This is a genomic window from Mesonia maritima (assembly GCF_042433895.1).
Lineage (GTDB): Bacteria > Bacteroidota > Bacteroidia > Flavobacteriales > Flavobacteriaceae > Mesonia > Mesonia maritima.
The window spans coordinates 65,071-84,617 of the sequence record NZ_JBHLUA010000015.1 but is presented as its reverse complement, the minus strand read 5'-3'; the positions used below and the strand labels follow the sequence as shown (position 1 = coordinate 84,617).

Here is a 19,547-nt window from a genome sequence, read left to right as displayed (position 1 = left end):
ACGTTATGAGTTTGACTTGAGGTGATTTACTCAAGCAAGATCAATAAAAATTTTTTACTATGAAATATATTGTAGGAGTTGCCAGAATATTTGTAGGAATTTTATTCATTATCAGCGGTTTTGTAAAACTCAACGATCCGCTTGGGTTTTCTTATAAACTACAAGAATATTTTAGCGAAGGCGTTTTAGGCTTAGAATTCTTGCAACCTTTCGCATTAGGCTTGGCAGTATTTCTTGTAGTTTTTGAATTATTACTAGGTGTAATGCTAATTCTAGGATACGCCAAAAAATTTACCTTGTGGAGTTTACTCTTAATGATAATTTTCTTCACCTTTCTCACTTTTTATTCCGCATATTTTAATAAAGTAACCGATTGTGGTTGTTTTGGTGACGCGTTACCCTTAACGCCATGGGAATCTTTTACTAAAGATGTTATTTTACTAGTATTAATACTCCTATTGTTTTTTCAGCGGAAATATTACACGCCATTATTTCAACCGGCTTCTTCTCATAAATGGATTGTCTTTTTAACCTTTACAGGCTGTTTATGTTTCGCTTATTACGTGTTAATGCATTTACCGCTAATCGATTTTAGAGCCTATAAAGAAGGCGTAAAAATTGAAGAAGGAATGCAAGTTCCCGACGGAAAAATTATTCCGCCAATTCATGATTTTGGTTTTTATAATCAAGAAGGCGATTCTACAGATGAAATATTAAATGAAGATAAAGTCTTGGTGGTCGTGGCTTATAACTTATCGAAATCTGAAAACCAAGGTTGGTCAGCAATAAAAAGTGCCGTAGAAAAAGCACAGAAAAAAGGCTATCGCGTGGTTGGTCTTTCTGCTTCTGGACCGCAAGAAATTCAGAAAATAAAAGATACTTATGGGTATAATTTCAACTTTTATTTTACCGATGAAACGGCGATAAAAACAATAGTACGTTCAAACCCCGGCTTAATGACACTTGAAAATGGAACAATTATTCAAAAGGAACACTGGAATGACGCTGATGATTTAAACTTAAACTAAGTGAAAATGAAAAAGGCGCTTCCATATATTTATCATATTCTATGTTCACTTGTAATAATATTATTATTTATTTCGCTTAGTAAATATGTATTTAAAATTGAATTAACACCTATTTTAATAGCAATTTCAACAGGAATTATTTTTCTATTAACACCAAAGTTTAATTCTATTGAAACCCAAAGCGGAACAAAAATTCAAGTAAAATGGTTTTTATTCAAAAAGCCTAAATTCATTTAAAAAGAAAGATTTTGGTCGGTTATATTTTTCAAAAAATAGGCTATTCGTTACTGACCATTTTGGGGGTGATAACCGTTATTTTTTTGCTGTTCAATATTCTGCCCGGTGATCCGGCGCAAATGATGTTGGGGCAAAATGAAAGCGAAGAACAATTAGAAGCGGTTCGCGCTAAATATGGGTTCGATAAATCGTTAACCACCCAATATTTTTATTATGTAAATGATTTATCGCCAATTTCATTTCATTCTACTAATTCAAAAGATTATACTTATTTAGAAAAAGGGAAATATTCAGCAACTAAACTTTTTCAAGTAGCCGAAACAAATGTCGTTTTAAAATTCCCGTATTTACGAGAATCGTTTCAAAAAAATGGTAAAAAAGTTTCCAGTGTTATTGCAGAAACTCTACCAAATACTGCAGTCTTAGCGATTTCAGCAATTACAATTGCTTTAATAATTGGTATTTTTTTCGGAATAATTTCAGCCTTAAATAAAGATAAACCAATCGATAAAGCTATTCAAGTTTTTAGTACATTCGGAATGAGCGTTCCCTCGTTTTTTAGCGCGATTTTATTTGCGTGGTTTTTTGGTTATGTGTTACACGAGTACACCAATTTAAATATGACGGGAAGTTTATATGAATTAGATGATTTTGGTGAAAAAAATCAAATTCAACTTAAAAATTTATTACTTCCGGCAATCGTATTAGGAATTCGTCCCTTAGCCGTTGTTATTCAATTAATGCGGAATTCTCTCTTAGAAGTATTACAACAAGATTACATTAGAACCGCAAGAGCAAAAGGACTTTCAACCCACCAAATTGTGTATCGTCATGCATTAAAAAACGCTTTAAATCCGGTGGTCACTGCAATTTCGGGTTGGTTTGCTTCGATGTTGGCGGGAGCCGTTTTTGTAGAATATATTTTTGGCTGGAACGGACTCGGAAAAGAAATTGTAGATGCGTTAAATACCTTAGATTTACCCATAATTATGGGCGCAGTATTAATAATCGCCCTTTTATTTATAATCATAAATATTATAGTAGATATTATTTACGGATGGCTGGACCCAAGAATAGCCCATTCTTAATTTAAAAGTAAAGAATATGAGAAGAAAAATAGTAGCCGGAAACTGGAAAATGAACGGAGATCTTGCCGAAATGGAAGATTTATTAGGAGAAATTAAAAATCAATTAGGTTCTGTAGACGAAGAAATCACGCTCATTGTTTCGCCACCATTTCCTAACTTATATCCCGCTTTTCAATCCTTAAGAGAAACCGATGTATTAATTGCCGCTCAGAATATGAGTCAACATGAAAAAGGCGCTTTTACAGGCGAAGTATCTGCAGATATGCTAAAAGGAGTTGGTGCGAAAGCGGTAATTCTAGGTCACAGCGAACGAAGAAGTTTATACCACGAAACGAATAAAGATTTAGCTGAAAAAGTGAAAACCGCCCTAAACCATAAAATGAATATTATTTTTTGTGTAGGCGAAGAACTTGAAAGTAGAAAACAGAATAAACAAGTAAAAGTTGTAAAACACCAATTAGAAGAAGGACTTTTTCATATAAATAGCAAAGATTGGGGACATATAATAATCGCTTACGAACCCGTTTGGGCAATCGGTACCGGTGAAACTGCATCTCCAGCGCAAGCACAAGAAATGCATGCCGAAATTAGAAAAATGATCGCCGAAAAATTCACGCCAGAAATAGCCGAAAAAGTTTCTATTCTCTATGGTGGAAGTGTAAAACCTGCCAATGCAAAGGAAATTTTTGCTAAAAAAGATGTCGATGGCGGTTTAATTGGTGGTGCTTCCTTAAAAGCAGACGATTTTCTAGCAATAGCAAATTCTTTTTAAAAATTTATAGCGCAACCCCACAAAAGAGTGGGGTCGGGCTTTCATTACTCGCTTTTTAAAATTTTAGCTACCGCAGAAATTCTAAAAGAGCTCAAACACGAATTCAATCCCTTGCGCGAGAAATAACAAAAGTTAAAGAATTTCCTTGTCTTTTAAATATTTTAAATTTAATTTCAGTAATCTATAAATTAAGTTAAAATATTATCATGAAAAATAAAATATTATTAGTATTCCTGTTTGCTTTTATGAGTTTCAGCTTACAAGCGCAAACTTCTCAAAATCTAACTTTGCAAACGTTTATAAGCGCTGATGAGGTTTTATTCCTCCATGCAAATAAAGAAAAAGTCGCTACTTACAATCTTAAACAAGATTTTTTTGCAATGGAAGAATATGAGATAAAAAACAATGTAGTCTATTTCAAAAATGATTCTATAGCCAATTTAAAAGGAAATAAATTAATCTTAGATGGCAAAGAATATAAGTTTAAAACAAAATTTCTTTCTTTTAAAAAAGCTAATGTTATAGCTGAAAATAATACTTTGCTAGCGATAAAAAGAACTGAAGATAGACTTACTATTGATAATTTTTTAAAATCTTCTTCACAAAAAAATGAGATTTTAAAAGCTTGGGTTATCTACCATTCTTATAATTGGGCTAAAAAGAAAGAAACCAGTCAAGATACTTGGGTATTGGGAGTTGCAGGTGGCGTTGCTGCTTCAGTTGCCGCAGCCTTTTTATAGTTAAATAAAATACATAAAAATATTTTTTAAACATCCTGTTGTAAAGCAGGATGTTTACTTTTGCAAAAAAAAGATGAGTTCATCGTATAAAGGATTTTATTTTAAAGTAAATCCGCTTCAACCCGCCACCGAAATATTAATCGCTCAACTTAATGAAGTAGGTTTTGAAAGTTTTGTGGAAACCGAAGAAGGATTGCAAGCTTTTATTTTAAGTTCAGTTTATAAAGAAGGTTTACTAGAAGAAATTCAGATTTTAAAGTCAGAAGAATTCGAGATAGAATTTACTTCAGAAGATATCGAACAAGTCAATTGGAACTCAGAATGGGAGAAGAATTTTACGCCAATTCTCGTAGCAGAAAATTGTCAAGTTAGAGCGCCATTTCATCCAAAATTAGATACAGAATTCGATATTGTTATCGAGCCTAAAATGAGTTTTGGTACCGGTCATCACGCCACAACACATATGATGATTCAGCATATTTTAAACGAAGATTGGAATGAAAAATCAGTTTTAGATATGGGTTGCGGAACCGGCGTTTTAGCAATTCTTACCGCAATGAAAGGAGCTAAACCGGTAGAAGCAATCGATATAGATAATTGGTGTTACTTAAATACGCTTGAAAATATTGAACGCAATAATTGTTTAGATATTTCAGTTTATGAAGGAGATGTTAGTTTATTAAAAGGCAAAAATTTCGATGCTATTATTGCCAATATCAACCGAAATATATTGCTTAATGATATGGAAAGTTATAATGATTCTTTAAATAATAATGGCTCGTTATTTTTAAGCGGATTTTACAAAGATGATTTACCGGTTATCTTAGAAGCGTGTGAAAAATTAGATTTGAAATATGAAAGTCATTTAGAACGAGAAAATTGGGTTGCTGTTAAATTTGTTAAATAGTTGACTGAAAGTATCTTATTTATTAATTTTATCTTTTAAAATATAAAATATAATGAGTGTTCAAGAGGAAGTTTTAGAAGAAGTTCTTACCGAAACCAAAGAAAAAAAGCAAAACGAAATCGTGGTTTTTAACGACGATGTAAACACGTTTGATCACGTGATAGAAATGCTTATGGACGCTTGTGAACACGATATGTTACAAGCCGAACAATGCACATTGTTAATTCACTATAAAGGAAAATGCGCTGTAAAAACAGGCGATTTTGAAGATTTACAGCCGCGTTGTACAAAATTATTGGAAGCTGGAATTAGCGCTGAAATTCAGTAATTTTTTCTTAAACAACTTATGAAGAGAAGTTTTTTCCTATTCTTGCTATAATAGGAAATTTTACTTCTCTTTTTTTATTTCCCCAAGTGTCATGTATTTGATTTGCTATTAATAGCACCGGATTCTCATTATTTTTTTCTTCATAATGTTTAACAGCCGACCAAGTGTTGAGGTAATTTAAAAGATCTTCATCGTTCCAATTATAGTTTATTTCAAAAGAAGGCGTTTCTAGTTCTTTAAATGGAAACGGAATAGTTTGGTAATTTTGTTCAATATATTTTCGTTCTTCATCCCAATATTCACCAATAATATTATCGTAAAAATGATGAATTATTTTATCAATTTCAGGATTAATCGTTAGTAAACCGTAACCGATAACTGCTATAATTCCGTTGGGTTGAAGCGTTCGTTTTGCTTCTTTAAAAAAATCATCAAATTCAAACCAATGAATGGCCTGTGCCACTGTAATTAAATTAAATTGATGATCGGCAAAATTGGTTTTTTCCGCTCGTTGAACAGTATAATTGATGTTAGTTAACTTAGGTGCTTCCTTCAGTTGATTTTTACTAATATCTGTCGCTTCCACTTGCTTAAATTTTTCAGCGAGAATTTTAGCAACTTGCCCATTTCCTGTTGCGCAATCCCAAGCCTTTTCAAAATTATTGCAAAGTGAAAATAAATATTCGTAAAGTTCTGCGGGATAGTGCGGTCGGTATTTCGCGTACTTATCTGAATCTTGTGAGAAATTATCTTTCATAATTAAAGATAAAAAAAGACTGGCAAATTTGCCAGTCTTTTACGCCTTTTGATTGATGAATGAGAACAACTAACTAATTAAATATCGGCGTTTACTATTCCAGAATTTTTTTCGGCTATTCACGGTAGAATAGTGGTTGTCGTCAGTTTGGGTTTCTAGCGTTTTTTCGCTCATTTCGTTTAAAACAGTCTTTGAAATTTTCATGATGTATCGTTTTTTAATTTGATGTCTTACTTACAAGACGCTCAACTTTTAGGTTTGTTACAGTACTGGGTATTACAAAGTAGCAATTTAAGAAATGTTTAACATTATAGAGCATGTGGAACTATAGATATTTTTCGCTTAAATATTTCCAATAACGTTTAGGAACGTGCTGATGGTGGAGCTTTGTATTTTTTCGAGATTTAATATTTGTGCTGTCAAAATAATTTTTCCAAAGCTGCTGAAATTGCATTTCTTCAGGAGTGAAGAAATCGGTTGAGGTGTTTAAAATGGAATTCGGAAGTTCTAACTGAATTATTTCAACTGAATTTAAATCATAATAAATGCCATAGTTTCTTTTAAGATCATAAATACACCAATATTGGTCGGCGTAACGATTTTTAAAATGTTTAGCGTTTAGCGGTAAAACATTAAAATCAGGTTCAATGGTGGCAAAATATATATTATCTTTTGTTTTTCTAAAACGAACAAAAGCATCCATTCTATGTTTTTCTCTGCCAACTTTTTTCACGATTTGCGAAACTTCTAAAACCGCTTTATTCGCATAATCAGTAGTGATATTTTTAGCTGAATTAATCGCGTGCTGAATATATTGAAAAAGCGTATTTTCCACCCCTAATAATTCACTTAAAAAAGCCCAATAAATTTGTCGGCTTCCTTTTGTGCCGGTTTTTTGCTGAATTTTTTTCCAAACACGATTTGCTTTTTCTTCCGAGGTTATTACTTCTTCTGTTTCTTCAAATAAACTTTCAACGTGTTCATTTTCCTTAACAATTGTGCAATTTTCACATTTAAACTCGTAAGCAGAGAATACCGCGGTTAAAAAACCTTCAAAAGAACCATCGTATTTAAAAATCATTTTTTATTTCAATTTGTAGTTTCGCCATGCTGAACTTGTTTCAGATCTCATAAAGATTTTAAAACTATGTGAGATTGTTTTAAGTGTGCTTCATATTAACGCATCCTGTTTATCAAATAAATTCAACTGATTAGAATAGGTGTTTCTGAATTTACTCGCCGAATTATGAAGAATTAAACTTTTAATTGAAGCCGCCGATAAATCTCGTTTTTCATAATCGCTAGAATTACAAACCATAAAATAGCGCGCTCTATTTAAAGCAACGCCAATTTTTTTAAGGTGTTCCCAATTGAGATTTCTATATTTTCGAGCGCCTAAAATTTTATAAACGGATTTCATTCCCAATCCGGGAATTCTGGCTAACATTTGCTTTTCAGCTTTGTTTACATCTACAGGAAATAAATGTAAATTCCGTAGCGCCCAACTCAATTTCGGATCAATATCACTATCTAAATTCGGGTGCTCTTTATTCAATAATTCTTCAATAGAAAAACCGTAAAAACGCATTAGCCAATCGGTTTGGTACAATCTATTTTCACGCAACATCGGCACTTCTGTACCAATAGAAGGTAAACGCGGATCGTAACTTATAGGAATATACCCCGAATAATAAACGCGTTTCATTTGATATTTTTTATAAAAATAGGCCGCGGTGTACATAATTTGCGCATCGGTTTCTTGTGTTGCACCAACAATCATTTGCGTGCTTTGTCCCGCCGGAGCAAACTTTGGCGTACTTTTTATCAGTTTCTTTTCAGCTTTATATTTTATAATTTCATTTTTGACTTTTTTCATCGGTTGTAAAAAATCTTTCCGCTGTTTATCTGGCGCTAATAATTTGAGTCCTTCTTTAGTGGGGATTTCAATATTAACTGAAAGTCGATCGGCATATAATCCCGCTTCATGCATTAATTCGTCACTCGCACCGGGAATTGATTTTAAATGAATATAACCATTGAAGTTTTCTTCTAAGCGCAATTTTTTAGCCACTTGCACTAAACGTTCCATCGTAGTATCAGGACTTTTAAAAATTCCTGAACTCAGAAAAAGACCTTCAATATAATTTCTTCGGTAAAAGTTAATCGTTAAATCGACCACTTCTTGAACTTTAAATGCCGCGCGTTTTATGTCATTACTTTTTCGAGTTACGCAATACGCACAATCAAAAATGCAATGGTTGGTAAGTAAAATTTTTAGTAATGAAATACAACGTCCATCTTCGGTATAGCTATGGCAAATTCCCATTCCGCTGGAATCGCCCAATCCTTTTGTGGTGTTTTGTCGTTTGCTTCCACTGCTAGAACAGGAAACATCATATTTAGCGGCATCGGCAAGAATAGTTAATTTTTCTTTTATTCGATCGAAGTTCATATTTTACCTTGGAATTTATACGAAATTACGGATTAATTCCTTTTTAATGGATTTATTCCTAAAATTATTTCGGAAATATTCCGTTAAGATGTATATTTGAGTTATGGAAACAGCAATTGAAATAAAACGGTTTAAAGAAGTTCGGGAAGAGAATCAGTTTACACAAGCTGAATTTGCTGAAAAATTAGGTATAAAAAGTTCAACTGCAGATATTGAACGCGGAAGAACAAAACTCGCCGGAACTGTGGTGATGGAATTGTTACGGCAATTCAGTATTAACCCGATGTGGTTATTTGGGCAAAGTCACCAAAAACATCTTAATATTCATCAAGTAGATACGATGCCGAAAGTAATTACGGTAAATTCTGAAGAAGATGAAAATATTATGATGGTAAATCAACGCGCTGCAGCCGGGTATCCGCATAATATTCAAGATGTAGAATGGTATAAACAATTGCCCGCTTTTGATTTTCCGTTACCACAATATAGAAATGCAACGTATCGTGGTTTTCAAGTAGAAGGCGATAGTATGTTGCCAAATTTACGACCAGATGATTGGGTGTTGGCGAAAGCAATTCCGAGCTTAGCAGAAGCTACCGATCATAAAATTTATGTAATTGTAATGTATGATACGGTTGTCGTTAAAAAGCTTCATAAATTAACTGATCCTTCAAAAATCAGATTAGTTTCGTTAAATGAAGAATATGCGCCATTTGAAGTCAAGGTTTCTGATATTCAAGAAATTTGGCAAGTTACCAGTAAACTAACCTTTAGTTTAGATGCCAATTCTGAAAATAGTATGCTAAAACAATTGCAACAATCTATGGAAGAATTAAAAGCGCAACTTGGCTCGCTAAAAAGATAAAATTTGATTTCAATCATTTTACAACAGTAATTTTAAGGCTTGGGCTAGAACCCCTTCTTCTAATCTGAGCAGTTTTGTCTTCTTAACTGATTGCTTTTTAGGTGTCTTTGTGAAAACCGTTTGTCGTTAAAAAATTACTTTATATCAAATAAAAATTTTTTTAATTGAAGAATTTTTAAGGTTGAGTAATATTTGTCTCGGAAATTAATAGTTCTGTAGAATATTTATTAATCAATTAATTCTTTAGCATGAAAAAAGTAATTTTGAGCGCTGCTGCGCTTATGGTTGGGGCAATTACATTTGCACAAAACGATAGTAAAGTTGGTCAAGTTGGTAACGATAACGTTACTAACGTTAAGCAAACCGGAAATCTTAATGATTCTGATGTTATTCAGGGAGACGCTAACACGGCTGGATACTCTAATATCGCAGAGGTAAAGCAAACAGGAAGTTCTAATACTTCTGCAGTAAATCAATTTGACGGTGATAATGGGGAAAACCGAAATAATGAAGCTGTAGTAAATCAAAACGGAAGTTCAAACCATTCTACTGTGAATCAAAGTGAAGATGATCAAATTGCGAATGTTTTGCAAAATGGAACTTCTAACACTTCAACAGTAAATCAATCAGGAAGTGAGAACAAAACTGATATTGATCAGTTAGGGAATTCAAATAAGGCAACAGTAACTCAAAACGGAAACGATCAAGCGGTGAGTGGAGTAGACGTAGAGCCAAACAATTTGAGTACAATTATGCAGAATGGAAATGATAATACTGCTACAACTTCACAGTTAACTGTAAACGGAGTTCAGGCGGATAGAAATACTTCTGATATTATTCAAAATGGAAACTCAAATACAGCTTGGGTAGAGCAAGCAAGTTCATTAAACAATTCTGATATTGATCAGTTAGGAAATAATAACACTGCAACCGTTTATCAAAACAACGATCTTCCGGAAAATGGACAAAATCAAGCGCAGATTTTACAAACAAGCGATTATAACAAAGCGACTATCGACCAAGATAGAGATAATGGTGGAAACACCGGTGGAACTGGAAACTCTGTAGCTTATATTGAACAAACCGGAGGAACTTATAATGAAGCGCTTACTGAACAAAGAGGAGAAGATTTAAGTTCTACTATTTTCCAAAATGGAAGTGATAACTATGCTTATGATGAACAACAAGGAAGAAGAATGACTTCTGAAGTTGACCAAATAGGAAACGATAACTACAGCAAAGTTTACCAAATAGTAACTGATAGTGATTCTAAAGTTTGGCAAGAAGGTGATAATAACAGCAGCAATGTGTGGCAAGAAGGGAAATTTCATACTTCTACAGTTACGCAAATGGGCAATGATAATTTTTCTTCTGTTAAACAAAAAAATCAAGGGCAAACAAGTACAGTAATGCAAAATGGTAACGGAAACTCTGCAACCGTTTTTCAGAAGGGGAACTAATAACCTATTAATTCCTTAATAATAAAAGAGCACCGATTTTTGGGTGCTTTTTTATTATTAAAATTCATTTTAATTATTCTTTAGGGTTATATGACGTTTTAATATAGGTTAGTTTTAAATATTTATTAACCAATTATTTACCGTTTATCTGATTAAAATGAAATACATCAAATAAAATCCTGTTTGATTGTCTATCTCTTAATCATTACTAATATTCGTTGTAGAAATAATTTAATAATCAATAAAATTTTTTTGAAATGAAAAAAGTAATTTTAAGCGCTGCTGCGCTAATGTTCGGGTCAGTATTATTTGCTCAAAATACGAGTGATGCCATACAAGAAGGAAATAATAACATGGCTACAATTAATCAAACAGGAGGAAACACCAGTAATGTTGATCAAAGAGATCTTGACAACGTGGCAACCGTAACACAAGACGGTGAAAACACAAGTACTGTTAATCAAGATTTTGAGGGGCATACCGCTACAGTAAACCAAACTGGAGAGAATACTTCTTTAGTAGATCAACACGGGGAATCACACGAAGGGTATGTTACACAAACAGGAACTAATAATAACTCTACTTTGTTACAGGGAAATCATGGGGCTGATGATGATCACGTAGCCAACATAGATCAATCTGGTACTGATAATGTTTCTTATGTAAGACAAATAGACAATAAAAATATTGCAGATGTTGATCAAGTTGGAGATCGTAACGATGTAAATATTAATCAAAGTGGAGATCATAACCATACTAACAGTAACTCTTCTGTAATTTCTCAAACTGGAAATGATAACAAAACGATGACTGATCAAACTGTTGTTACTTCGGCTAATGCAGTTCCAAGTAATACAGAGGTTGTGACTCAAAACGGAGATTATAACTGGTCTAACTTAGTTCAAAATGGAGATTATAACTCATCAAGTGTAACTCAATCTGGTGGTACTTCTGGTGGTTCTAACGGATATTCTAACGAAGCAGATGTAATGCAAACAGGAGAAGATAATACTTCTACTATTACACAAGGAGCTTCTGGAACTATTTCTGCAGATAACATGGCTACAGTAAATCAATCAGGTATGTTAGGAAATACTTCTACCATTACTCAAAACGGAGCGAATACTGCTACTGTAACTCAATCTAACTAATAATTTAGAAAATTCAATTGTATAATATCAATTGAATAACAAATATTAGGTCTTTTAAAAGGGAGGTGATTTTATAATTACCTCCCTTTTTTATTTGATTTTATTTTAAAAATTCTGATTAAAAAAGACCAATAAATTTTTAGTATATCTATGAATATCAGTTTCTCAGGCAGTGCTTAAAAGTTTCTTCTGTGGAAACTTGAGCCAGGTAGTCTTCAATCCATTTTGGTTGTTGGCTTTTGCTATAATTTTGTGAAATGATCCTGATTTAAATTTTCATCAAAAGCCCTAAAGGTGGAAGTAAAGAATGTGGTGTTGTGTATTTTTCTTCTTTCATTTCACTTTTTTAGCTTTTTATCAAGGTATTCTCGGTGATGGTTAACCAACTAAAATAACCAATATTCTTACTTTTAATTTTTAGAACGTTTAGAAAAACTACAAAGGGTTTCTTTTCAAGGTGATTTTTAATAATTTTTTTTCAGCTTCTTTACAGGTAGTTATAATTAGTATAGCAGCATCATTTTTCATTCGTTGCTTCTTCGAAACTTCTTCGAATTTTCCTCGAGTGAAGGTCTATATTTCCTGGAATTATCGAATAAAACTCGAAGAAGTTACGTAGCAGTGGTGGCTTTTCTTATTAAACCAGATAAGAACCCCTGCGTTTAAACGGCATTTTTTCAGTATATTTAAAAGAACTATTTTAAAATTAATTAACTACTATGGCAAGAATCATCAACAATCCTTTAGGGGACCTGTCCGGAAAAGCGGGTTCGGTCGTGTTTAAAAAAACGAAGTATGGTACATACATAAGTAGTTTACCGAATGTAAATTCTCAAAAGTCCTCGACCTTACAAAAAAAGCAACAAAGCAAAATGAAGACGGTAATGCATTTTTTAACACCACTTCAGTGGATTTTAAAAAATACCTACTTCCCCTTACAACAAAATTCCCCCACTTTTAATCATATTAAATCTTACTACTTACGACATGCTTTAACGTCTAACGGGGAAGGCTATCATATTACCTATTCCCAATGTTTATTGAGTTATGGGGACCTTCGGATACCTGAACAGGTGGAGCTACAAAGGGAGGAGTCACAAGTTCACTTAACCTGGCAGCCTCAAGTGGAACAAGCCATGGCAAAGGCAGACGATCAGCTTTTTGTGGTTGTGTACCAACCGGATTTACATCAATTTTACTTTGTGGAACAATTGGCGGAAAGACAAGCCGGACAAGCTACTTTTGCCATACCGGAAGTTTGGAGTCCTACTGCTGAATTTCATGGATGGGTAGGCTATTACCGTCCGCAAGAACAACAAGCATCACTTAGTGTGTACCTTGGCGAATTATAGATTGTACTCGAAGTTAACTTATCGACATACTTAGGATGACTTACGAGAATTAGACGTTTTCTCGATATAATTTTATTTCGTAGCATTTCCTAACATTACTTCCACTGAGGAGAAGTAAAAGAAAGTGAACCCACGCGTTGCATGTTAAAATACTTAGTGAGTGTAACCTGTACCTCACCTTGCGGGTGTGCAAGCACCCTCGATAATTATTTTAATTCTAAATTTTAAATCATGTTTTATTCTTTTGCATTGCCCAAAAGAATCAAAATTTTAGGCTTATGAAACTAATGCTATTTACTTTTTACAAACGTAATCCTCTCCTTACAGTCGTCGGTTACGATAAAAAGTAACAAAAAGATCTAGGCTTACGAAATTAGCTCTAAATTTATTGATTGGCTCCTAAATTTTAGGAACTCACTTCGTTCAAACAGCCTAAAATTTTACGAAGCCGGCTCTTCAAATTTTACGAGCAATTTTCGATAGGCCGTTTTTATCTTAAAATTAAAACTAACTTCTATTTTCTAAAACTACTTCTCGATACAATTTCACCCTCGCTAAGGCTCGGCTAAAATCACTCGAAGTGACAGGCTAACTATTCAACATTTAAAATTCAAAATTTAGCATTTTATTTCTCATTAAAAAAACAGTCTCTATCCTCTAGCTTCCTGTCTACTGAATGCAGAACACTGAATAAAGAATATCCAACTTCTAGATTCTAGGCTCTAACCTCTAGTTTCCTGTTTGCAGAACTACTTCTCGATACAATTTCACCCTCGCTAAGGCTCGTCTAAAATCACGAAGTGACAGGCTAACTATTGAACATTTAACATTGTTAATTCTTCATTCTATATTACTCATTAAAAAAAACAGTCTCTATCTTCTAGCTTCCTGTCTACTGAATGCAGAACACTGAATAAAGAATATCCAACTTCTAGATTCTAGGCTCTAACCTCTAGTTTCCTGTTTGCAGAACAACTTCTCGATACAATTTCACCCTCGCTAAGGCTCGTCTAAAATCAATCGAAATGACAAGCTAACTATTCAACATTTAAAATTCAAAATTCCTCATTAACTCTTACCTACTAACTACTCAATACTCACTACTCACTACTAATTACTCCCTACTAAACTCTAACTACTAACTTCTCACTACCCAACGATGACTTCAATCCCGGCTTTATTGGCTTTGTATTTTATGTTGGTGATTAATTCGTAATAGCTCCAATTTCGAAATACAAATTCTTCTTTCTTGGCGATGCCTATTTTATCTTCTTGATTCATCAGCATTAAAGTTCCTGCTTGTTGTTGAACGCAGAAATCGATTAATCTTCGGCTATAGACGTGTAAGCGATTTTTGATATAGTTCCGCTCCATTTGATGATAGGTATCTAAAGCTTTTAACTTCCGTTTGCGTCCTTTCCCTGATTTGGCATACGTCACGCCCACCTGTGCGCGTTTTCGAGCGGCTTGAATGGCGAGTCTTCGGTGTAAAAACTCTTCTTTGGTACCGATGGGGAATCGTTTGGTGCCGACTTTAACCACGAGGGGATATTCCAACGAAAGCGAAACTTCCGCTACCACCCCCGGTTTTAAGGCATGCTTTTCTTTTTCCAATTCAAATACCGCCAGCCAAAACGTTTTTCCGTTTTTCAGTTGTAAATGCGAAGTGCATAATTTCAGTTCTCCTTGCGTGACACGCTTCAACAATTTCCACTTATCGCTATGATCCCTGCCTAAATAGGTTTTTAACGGAATCTTAAACAAGCGAAAGCAAAAGGCTTTCTTTTCGTTGTCGTAGACCAATTTGCTCATCCCTTCGGTGGTAAACGGAAAAGGCATATCCCGTTTAAAATTCATCAGCGAACACTCGCCCCCCCAATAGGCATCACGGTTCTTTTTAAAATTACTGTATAAACTTGCCTTTAAGCAAGAGATAATGTTGGTGGGCATCTTGCCTTTAAAACGTTTTGAGGTGACCTGATAGATGGTATTCATCCGGGAGGTTTGTAAGATACCGTCGGGTTCTTTTTGTTCATCGACTAATTTATATTTAATCCCTTCCGATAAATAGAAGAACTCTTTCATCATATCCTGTACATACAGGTGCGCCAGCATGATATTAGCCGTTCTATAGGCGCGATCCTGCCAATCGTAAAGTTTTCCGATCGCTTCTTTACGCTCTTCCGCAGTCGGGAGATCGATGAGTACCTGTATTTTTCGGGTAAGTTTGATTGTGTTCTTTTTCATCTTAGATTCGGTTTTTTGGCACCGCCAACGGGATTACTCTACCGAGGCTTGCCTTGAAATTGAAAATTTGTTTCTAACGGATGCCTTGAAGGCTTGCCCCGAAGGAGTTTGTTTGTTGTTCGTGTTGTTGTTGCATAAAGCTATAGGCGGTCATAAACTCCTGTTGCGCTTCTTTTTGGGAGCAGTTTAATTCTTCCGCAATGCGCGCAAAGGAATACGCCTCTTCACAACGCAGTTGAAACACCTTGGCCTGTGCGGTGGTCATTTCGCCCTCTAACTTTATCGTTTCGCCTGAGTTTTGTTGCCGTTCAAGGGCGTTGTCTTGCTGAAGAATAGTTTTAAGTTCAGCAATGGCACGTTTTACCTCATTAGCGGTTTCGGTAATTCCTTTTCCCATCACCTCGGCAATGGCTTTATACCGAAAGCCATAAGTAATGCAAAGCTCGATGAGCCGACTTCGTTCGGCACTCAAGTAGGGGAGTACCTTTTTAACCTGTTCAAAAGCTTGTTGTGTAGCTTCCTGTTCCAATAGATGTTCATCTTCTTCCGCCACCGGATCGTGCCCCAGCATATAATCTTCATAATTGCCGTAAAAACTGAGTCGGTTGATGGAACGGTTAAACTTATTTTTGGGCCGACAGTAGTAATAGGTGCATTCCCGTTTCATGACATAGCGCAGGAAAAAGAAGATATGCTCGGGTGTTTCTAGGGTCTCCCGATGTTTCCATAGTTTTAAAAAACTTTCTTGTACTAAGGTCTCAATGACAAATTCATCCCGTATCAATTGCTTGCCCAGCCAAAAGAGCATGCGATTGTATTTTTGATAGAGGTGTTCTAAAGCGATGGGCTTGCCTTGTTTTAGGTTTTGGAAGTCTTGGGTTTGCATAGGATTTCGTGTTGAATAAGAGCGAAACCTTATAGAATGCTAAGAGAAGTTAGCTTTGAGGAAAGTTGAGAAGACCTATTATTATATTAAAAAAGGCGTGATACTTAACTTATAGCATCAAGGTACTGGTATACCGCACGACAATAAGTAAGCTCACGCCCGGGCCGTGAGCATTTACACTCATCATCTCGTCGTTAAAAATTACCAGTTTTTGATGCGAGAATCAAAGCGAATGCTTCTAATATTTTTACTTAAAGAAGTTTCGCAAATATATTAATATGGGATAAATATATAAAAAATATTAAAGTAAGCCAAATGGCTTACTTAATTTTTATGTTGTTTTTGGAAATTGCCATATGGCTGAACTTTCAAAAGAAAAAATAATCCTTGCTAATAAGATAGCTACCAGAATAAAAAATCTTCGCGAAGAGTTTACAGGTTCCAAGCAAATGGATTTTGTAAGAAAATATAATGTTGAGAAACAGATTATAAGTAGGTGGGAAAGTCAGATTAAAATTGATGAAAATACTGGTAAAAAGTCTGGAAGAGGAATCACAATTTATACAGTTGATGAGTTTTGTAAAATCATAGGAATTACACTTAAGGATTTTTTTGATGATGATTTATTTAAATGAAACATGGAAAAGTTATTAATTTCTGTGATTGGAAAAAGGAATTCAGGAAAATCTTCAACTTGGAATTCATTATTTGGTAGAACTGTTAAGACAGGAACTAAATTGAAAAAATTATATCTTAATGAAACTGAATATGTAAATGTTTTTTTAGTAAGTGGAAGTCCTGAAGAACGTGAAACTTATGTTGGTCAATTAATAACTGTTAATAATCCTACAATTGTTCTTTGTTCGATGCAATACAGAAAAGATGTTTGCCAAACAATAGATTATTTTATTGACAAAAATTACCACATTTATACTCATTGGTTAAATCCAGGGTCTAAAGATCAAAATGAAAAACCCGAATTGGACACCCTTGGAATTTTTAATTATTTAATTGGACTAGAATTAACAGTTGGAATTAGGAATGGAAAAGTTGATTTAAATAATAGAGTTCAGGAAATTCGTGAATATATCTACGGATGGTCAAAATATAGAAATTTAATATTAAGAGACTAGTAAATATGAATTGATATTATTTATAGAATTCAAATATCTTTTGTAAAATGGAATTTTTTAAAGCTAATTAAATTTTTAAACTGACTAATAAATTCTTTCTAATTAATCTATATTAGAAAATGTTGTGACAATTTGAATATGAAATGCTAGAAAAACCCGAAGAAATAAGAAAAGTAGTTTATACTACCTGTGAAATTCTAAAGGCAGATGGAAAAAATCAATTACTAGAACTTCTAAATGATTCCGAATTAAATGTCGAAGAAACAGGTTATGATAATTTTAATGGTGGTATTTATTTCTTCACGGTTTATTTAAATGTTGATGTTGAAACATTTGTAAAGGTTAGAGACCGAATTGAAAAGATAGAAGCAGAACTTTTAGAGTCATTTGAAATCGGAACTCGTCATTTGGAAAGTGAGTCAATTTCAAGTGTTAGAATCGTGCCTAAAGCTCAACCCAAGATTGATTGGACGAAGATTTTAGGTTTAACCTCAAAAAAAGACTTGATTAGAGATATAGAATTTCTAAAAAACACAATGATATCTGTTTCAACAGGGGGTCAACGAATACAGGAAATAAATGATGAATACAAACTAAAATTTAATGCTGTAAATAAAGCTTTACAAAGATTAGGGTTTCAAAATCCTAATCACTTCAAGGACTTATGGGATTGGTATGGGAAATGGAGTTCTGACTTTATAACTTATCGAGAAAGGCGAGCATTTATTAGAGAATTATATAGTTCGTTAGTTCAAATTCTTCTTGAAACTGAAGAAGCAGAGTCTATTAATGTGACAATAGATTTAAAAGGCTGGGAACGATTGGAAAGGTCAGTTCAAGAAATTAGAAAAAGACAAAGTGAAGCTTCAAAAGAAGAACAATTTCAAGTAATCGGATTACTTTGCAGAGAAACCATTATAACATTAGCTCAATCAGTCTTTATTGAGGATAAACACCCTATTTTAGATGATACCCAAGTAAGTAAAACGGATGCTAAGAGACTGCTAGAAGCATATATCGCAGTTGAATTATCTGGTTCCTCTAACAAAATACTGAGACAGTATGCTCGTTCGACTTTAGATTTGGCAAATGCTTTGACACACAAAAGAACTGCAACCAAAAAAGATGCATCATTGTGTTCGATAGCCACTCTATCATTAATTAATTTTATTGGAACAATTGAAGGAAGAATATAAAAATATAAAGAAGCAGCCGTAGCTCAGCAAGGTAGAGCGCTTGCTTTTAAAGCAAGAGGTCGCAGGTTCGATCCCTGCCGGTTAATACTGTTTTGAGAATGGCGTTAACCGGTGTGGTAGAACAAAAAATTATGCCAGACGCAAACACACATAAACACTATGAGGCATATGTGAAAAATGTCCAAGATTTTCTAATTGCTGAAAAGGAATTAAAGAGAACAATAAATCGTGCATTAAAAACAGGCAAAACTCAAACGGTTGAGATTCAAACTAAACTATATGCTTTGCTTTATTCTACTTTTTCAGAATCACGTTTTATGAAAGTGATTCTAACACCTTATGGATTTGAGCAAACTGAAGTAGATGAAATTTTAAAGCAACCCTCTAATCTTGAGAAATGGTTAAAGTGTCTAGAGTTAGCTTTTAGAAAGTTCAACCAAACAAAAAAAGGTTCTGAAATTCCAAATAAAAAACTAGAGCTTTCTCGGATAATAGAAGCATATGTATTAACCCCTAGTATTTTAAGAAACAAGATTGCTCATGGTCAATTAACTGTTGCATTAAATAGTAAAAATACTTCTCTAAATTATACTATCACTGGCAAAATACAAGCGTTAGATTTTGTAGAAATCAGCAAATGGTTTGTTATAAATAAATCTTTATGTGATATTTTGGAAGAGTTAATCGAATCGCCAAATAAAGGTCATTTTAATAATTACTACACTAGATTTCAACTACTAGAATCTTTTATCTCAAGAACAAAAAAATGGACAACTGAAACAAAAATGGGTACAAATAAAATGAAAAAAAGACCCCCACAAAGACTTATATAAATCTATATAATTAAAAAAATAAAATAATGCTCAATCAATCCTTCTCAAGTGAGAACTTCAATTATATTTTTAAAAGAAAACAGAAAAGGAAATTTTGATAAATCTCATTTTAATA

21 protein-coding genes are annotated in these 19,547 nt (G+C 33.8%); 15 read left to right on the top strand and 6 right to left on the bottom strand.

Translation table 11 applies throughout. The annotated features are described in order from the left end of the window. Positions 1–59 precede the first annotated feature (59 nt). The 7 genes from ACFFGL_RS12450 to ACFFGL_RS12420 all read left to right on the top strand — a co-directional run bounded on the left by ACFFGL_RS12450 (position 60) and on the right by ACFFGL_RS12420 (position 5,100). A complete protein-coding gene (locus ACFFGL_RS12450) occupies positions 60–1,028 on the top strand; it encodes a BT_3928 family protein (protein WP_309727586.1) in 969 nt (322 codons plus the stop codon). A 6-nt stretch (positions 1,029–1,034) separates the two neighbouring features. Further along, entirely contained in the window at positions 1,035–1,265 is a 231-nt protein-coding gene (locus ACFFGL_RS12445; protein ID WP_309727585.1) for a hypothetical protein, read from the top strand. Positions 1,266–1,276: 11 nt separating this feature from the next. Next, entirely contained in the window at positions 1,277–2,353 is a 1,077-nt protein-coding gene (locus ACFFGL_RS12440; protein ID WP_309727584.1) for an ABC transporter permease, read from the top strand. Between the two features lie 16 nt (positions 2,354–2,369). After that, complete coding sequence (gene tpiA, locus ACFFGL_RS12435) at positions 2,370–3,125, top strand: triose-phosphate isomerase (protein ID WP_309727583.1); 756 nt, start codon at positions 2,370–2,372, stop codon at positions 3,123–3,125. A 206-nt stretch (positions 3,126–3,331) separates the two neighbouring features. After that, complete coding sequence (locus ACFFGL_RS12430) at positions 3,332–3,865, top strand: hypothetical protein (RefSeq protein WP_309727582.1); 534 nt, start codon at positions 3,332–3,334, stop codon at positions 3,863–3,865. A gap of 73 nt (positions 3,866–3,938) precedes the next feature. Beyond that, entirely contained in the window at positions 3,939–4,772 is an 834-nt protein-coding gene (gene prmA / locus ACFFGL_RS12425; RefSeq protein ID WP_309727581.1) for a 50S ribosomal protein L11 methyltransferase, read from the top strand. Between the two features lie 52 nt (positions 4,773–4,824). After that, positions 4,825–5,100: an ATP-dependent Clp protease adaptor ClpS gene (locus ACFFGL_RS12420; RefSeq protein ID WP_309727580.1), complete on the top strand. Its 276-nt coding sequence runs from the start codon at positions 4,825–4,827 to the stop codon at positions 5,098–5,100. 16 nt (positions 5,101–5,116) lie between these two features. Here the strand turns inward: ACFFGL_RS12420 and ACFFGL_RS12415 are convergent, their stop codons facing one another. The 4 genes from ACFFGL_RS12415 to ACFFGL_RS12400 all read right to left on the bottom strand — a co-directional run bounded on the left by ACFFGL_RS12415 (position 5,117) and on the right by ACFFGL_RS12400 (position 8,309). Beyond that, complete coding sequence (locus ACFFGL_RS12415; protein ID WP_309727579.1) at positions 5,117–5,857, bottom strand: class I SAM-dependent methyltransferase; 741 nt, start codon at positions 5,855–5,857, stop codon at positions 5,117–5,119. 69 nt (positions 5,858–5,926) lie between these two features. Beyond that, entirely contained in the window at positions 5,927–6,061 is a 135-nt protein-coding gene (locus ACFFGL_RS12410) for a hypothetical protein (RefSeq protein ID WP_309727578.1), read from the bottom strand. A gap of 121 nt (positions 6,062–6,182) precedes the next feature. Beyond that, complete coding sequence (locus ACFFGL_RS12405; protein WP_309727577.1) at positions 6,183–6,938, bottom strand: TIGR03915 family putative DNA repair protein; 756 nt, start codon at positions 6,936–6,938, stop codon at positions 6,183–6,185. Positions 6,939–7,028: 90 nt separating this feature from the next. Next, positions 7,029–8,309: a putative DNA modification/repair radical SAM protein gene (locus tag ACFFGL_RS12400; RefSeq protein ID WP_309727576.1), complete on the bottom strand. Its 1,281-nt coding sequence runs from the start codon at positions 8,307–8,309 to the stop codon at positions 7,029–7,031. Between the two features lie 103 nt (positions 8,310–8,412). Here ACFFGL_RS12400 and ACFFGL_RS12395 point away from each other — a divergent pair, with 103 nt between their 5' ends. From ACFFGL_RS12395 to ACFFGL_RS12380, 4 genes are all read left to right on the top strand, one after another. After that, positions 8,413–9,174, top strand: a complete 762-nt coding sequence (locus ACFFGL_RS12395; protein WP_309727575.1) for an XRE family transcriptional regulator — start codon at positions 8,413–8,415, stop codon at positions 9,172–9,174. Between the two features lie 248 nt (positions 9,175–9,422). Beyond that, positions 9,423–10,634, top strand: a complete 1,212-nt coding sequence (locus ACFFGL_RS12390; protein ID WP_309727574.1) for a hypothetical protein — start codon at positions 9,423–9,425, stop codon at positions 10,632–10,634. A gap of 290 nt (positions 10,635–10,924) precedes the next feature. Further along, the gene (locus tag ACFFGL_RS12385) at positions 10,925–11,785 is read left to right on the top strand and encodes a hypothetical protein (RefSeq protein WP_309727573.1); all 861 of its coding nucleotides are present in this window, start codon (positions 10,925–10,927) and stop codon (positions 11,783–11,785) included. A gap of 719 nt (positions 11,786–12,504) precedes the next feature. Further along, positions 12,505–13,137, top strand: coding sequence for a DUF6266 family protein (locus tag ACFFGL_RS12380; RefSeq protein WP_309727572.1), 633 nt, complete (start codon positions 12,505–12,507; stop codon positions 13,135–13,137). A gap of 1,149 nt (positions 13,138–14,286) precedes the next feature. Here the strand turns inward: ACFFGL_RS12380 and ACFFGL_RS12375 are convergent. Together ACFFGL_RS12375 and ACFFGL_RS12370 are read right to left on the bottom strand one after the other, a co-directional pair. Continuing rightward, positions 14,287–15,384 carry a transposase gene (locus ACFFGL_RS12375; protein ID WP_309727571.1) on the bottom strand — a complete coding sequence of 366 codons (1,098 nt, stop codon included), beginning with the start codon at positions 15,382–15,384 and terminating at the stop codon, positions 14,287–14,289. 73 nt (positions 15,385–15,457) lie between these two features. Beyond that, positions 15,458–16,270: an RNA polymerase sigma factor gene (locus ACFFGL_RS12370; protein WP_309727570.1), complete on the bottom strand. Its 813-nt coding sequence runs from the start codon at positions 16,268–16,270 to the stop codon at positions 15,458–15,460. 356 nt (positions 16,271–16,626) lie between these two features. On the opposite strand from ACFFGL_RS12370, the gene ACFFGL_RS12365 reads away from it, so the two are divergent. The 4 genes from ACFFGL_RS12365 (at position 16,627) to ACFFGL_RS12350 (ending at position 19,432) form a co-directional block, all read left to right on the top strand. Next, positions 16,627–16,905, top strand: a complete 279-nt coding sequence (locus tag ACFFGL_RS12365) for an XRE family transcriptional regulator (protein ID WP_309727569.1) — start codon at positions 16,627–16,629, stop codon at positions 16,903–16,905. A 3-nt stretch (positions 16,906–16,908) separates the two neighbouring features. Next, positions 16,909–17,403 (top strand): hypothetical protein, encoded by a 495-nt coding sequence (locus ACFFGL_RS12360; RefSeq protein ID WP_309727568.1) that lies wholly within the window; start codon positions 16,909–16,911, stop codon positions 17,401–17,403. 143 nt (positions 17,404–17,546) lie between these two features. Next, the gene (locus tag ACFFGL_RS12355) at positions 17,547–18,599 is read left to right on the top strand and encodes a hypothetical protein (RefSeq protein WP_309727567.1); all 1,053 of its coding nucleotides are present in this window, start codon (positions 17,547–17,549) and stop codon (positions 18,597–18,599) included. 98 nt (positions 18,600–18,697) lie between these two features. Continuing rightward, on the top strand, positions 18,698–19,432 hold the full coding sequence (locus tag ACFFGL_RS12350; protein ID WP_309727566.1) for a hypothetical protein: 735 nt from the start codon (positions 18,698–18,700) through the stop codon (positions 19,430–19,432). The last annotated feature ends 115 nt before the right edge of the window (positions 19,433–19,547 follow it).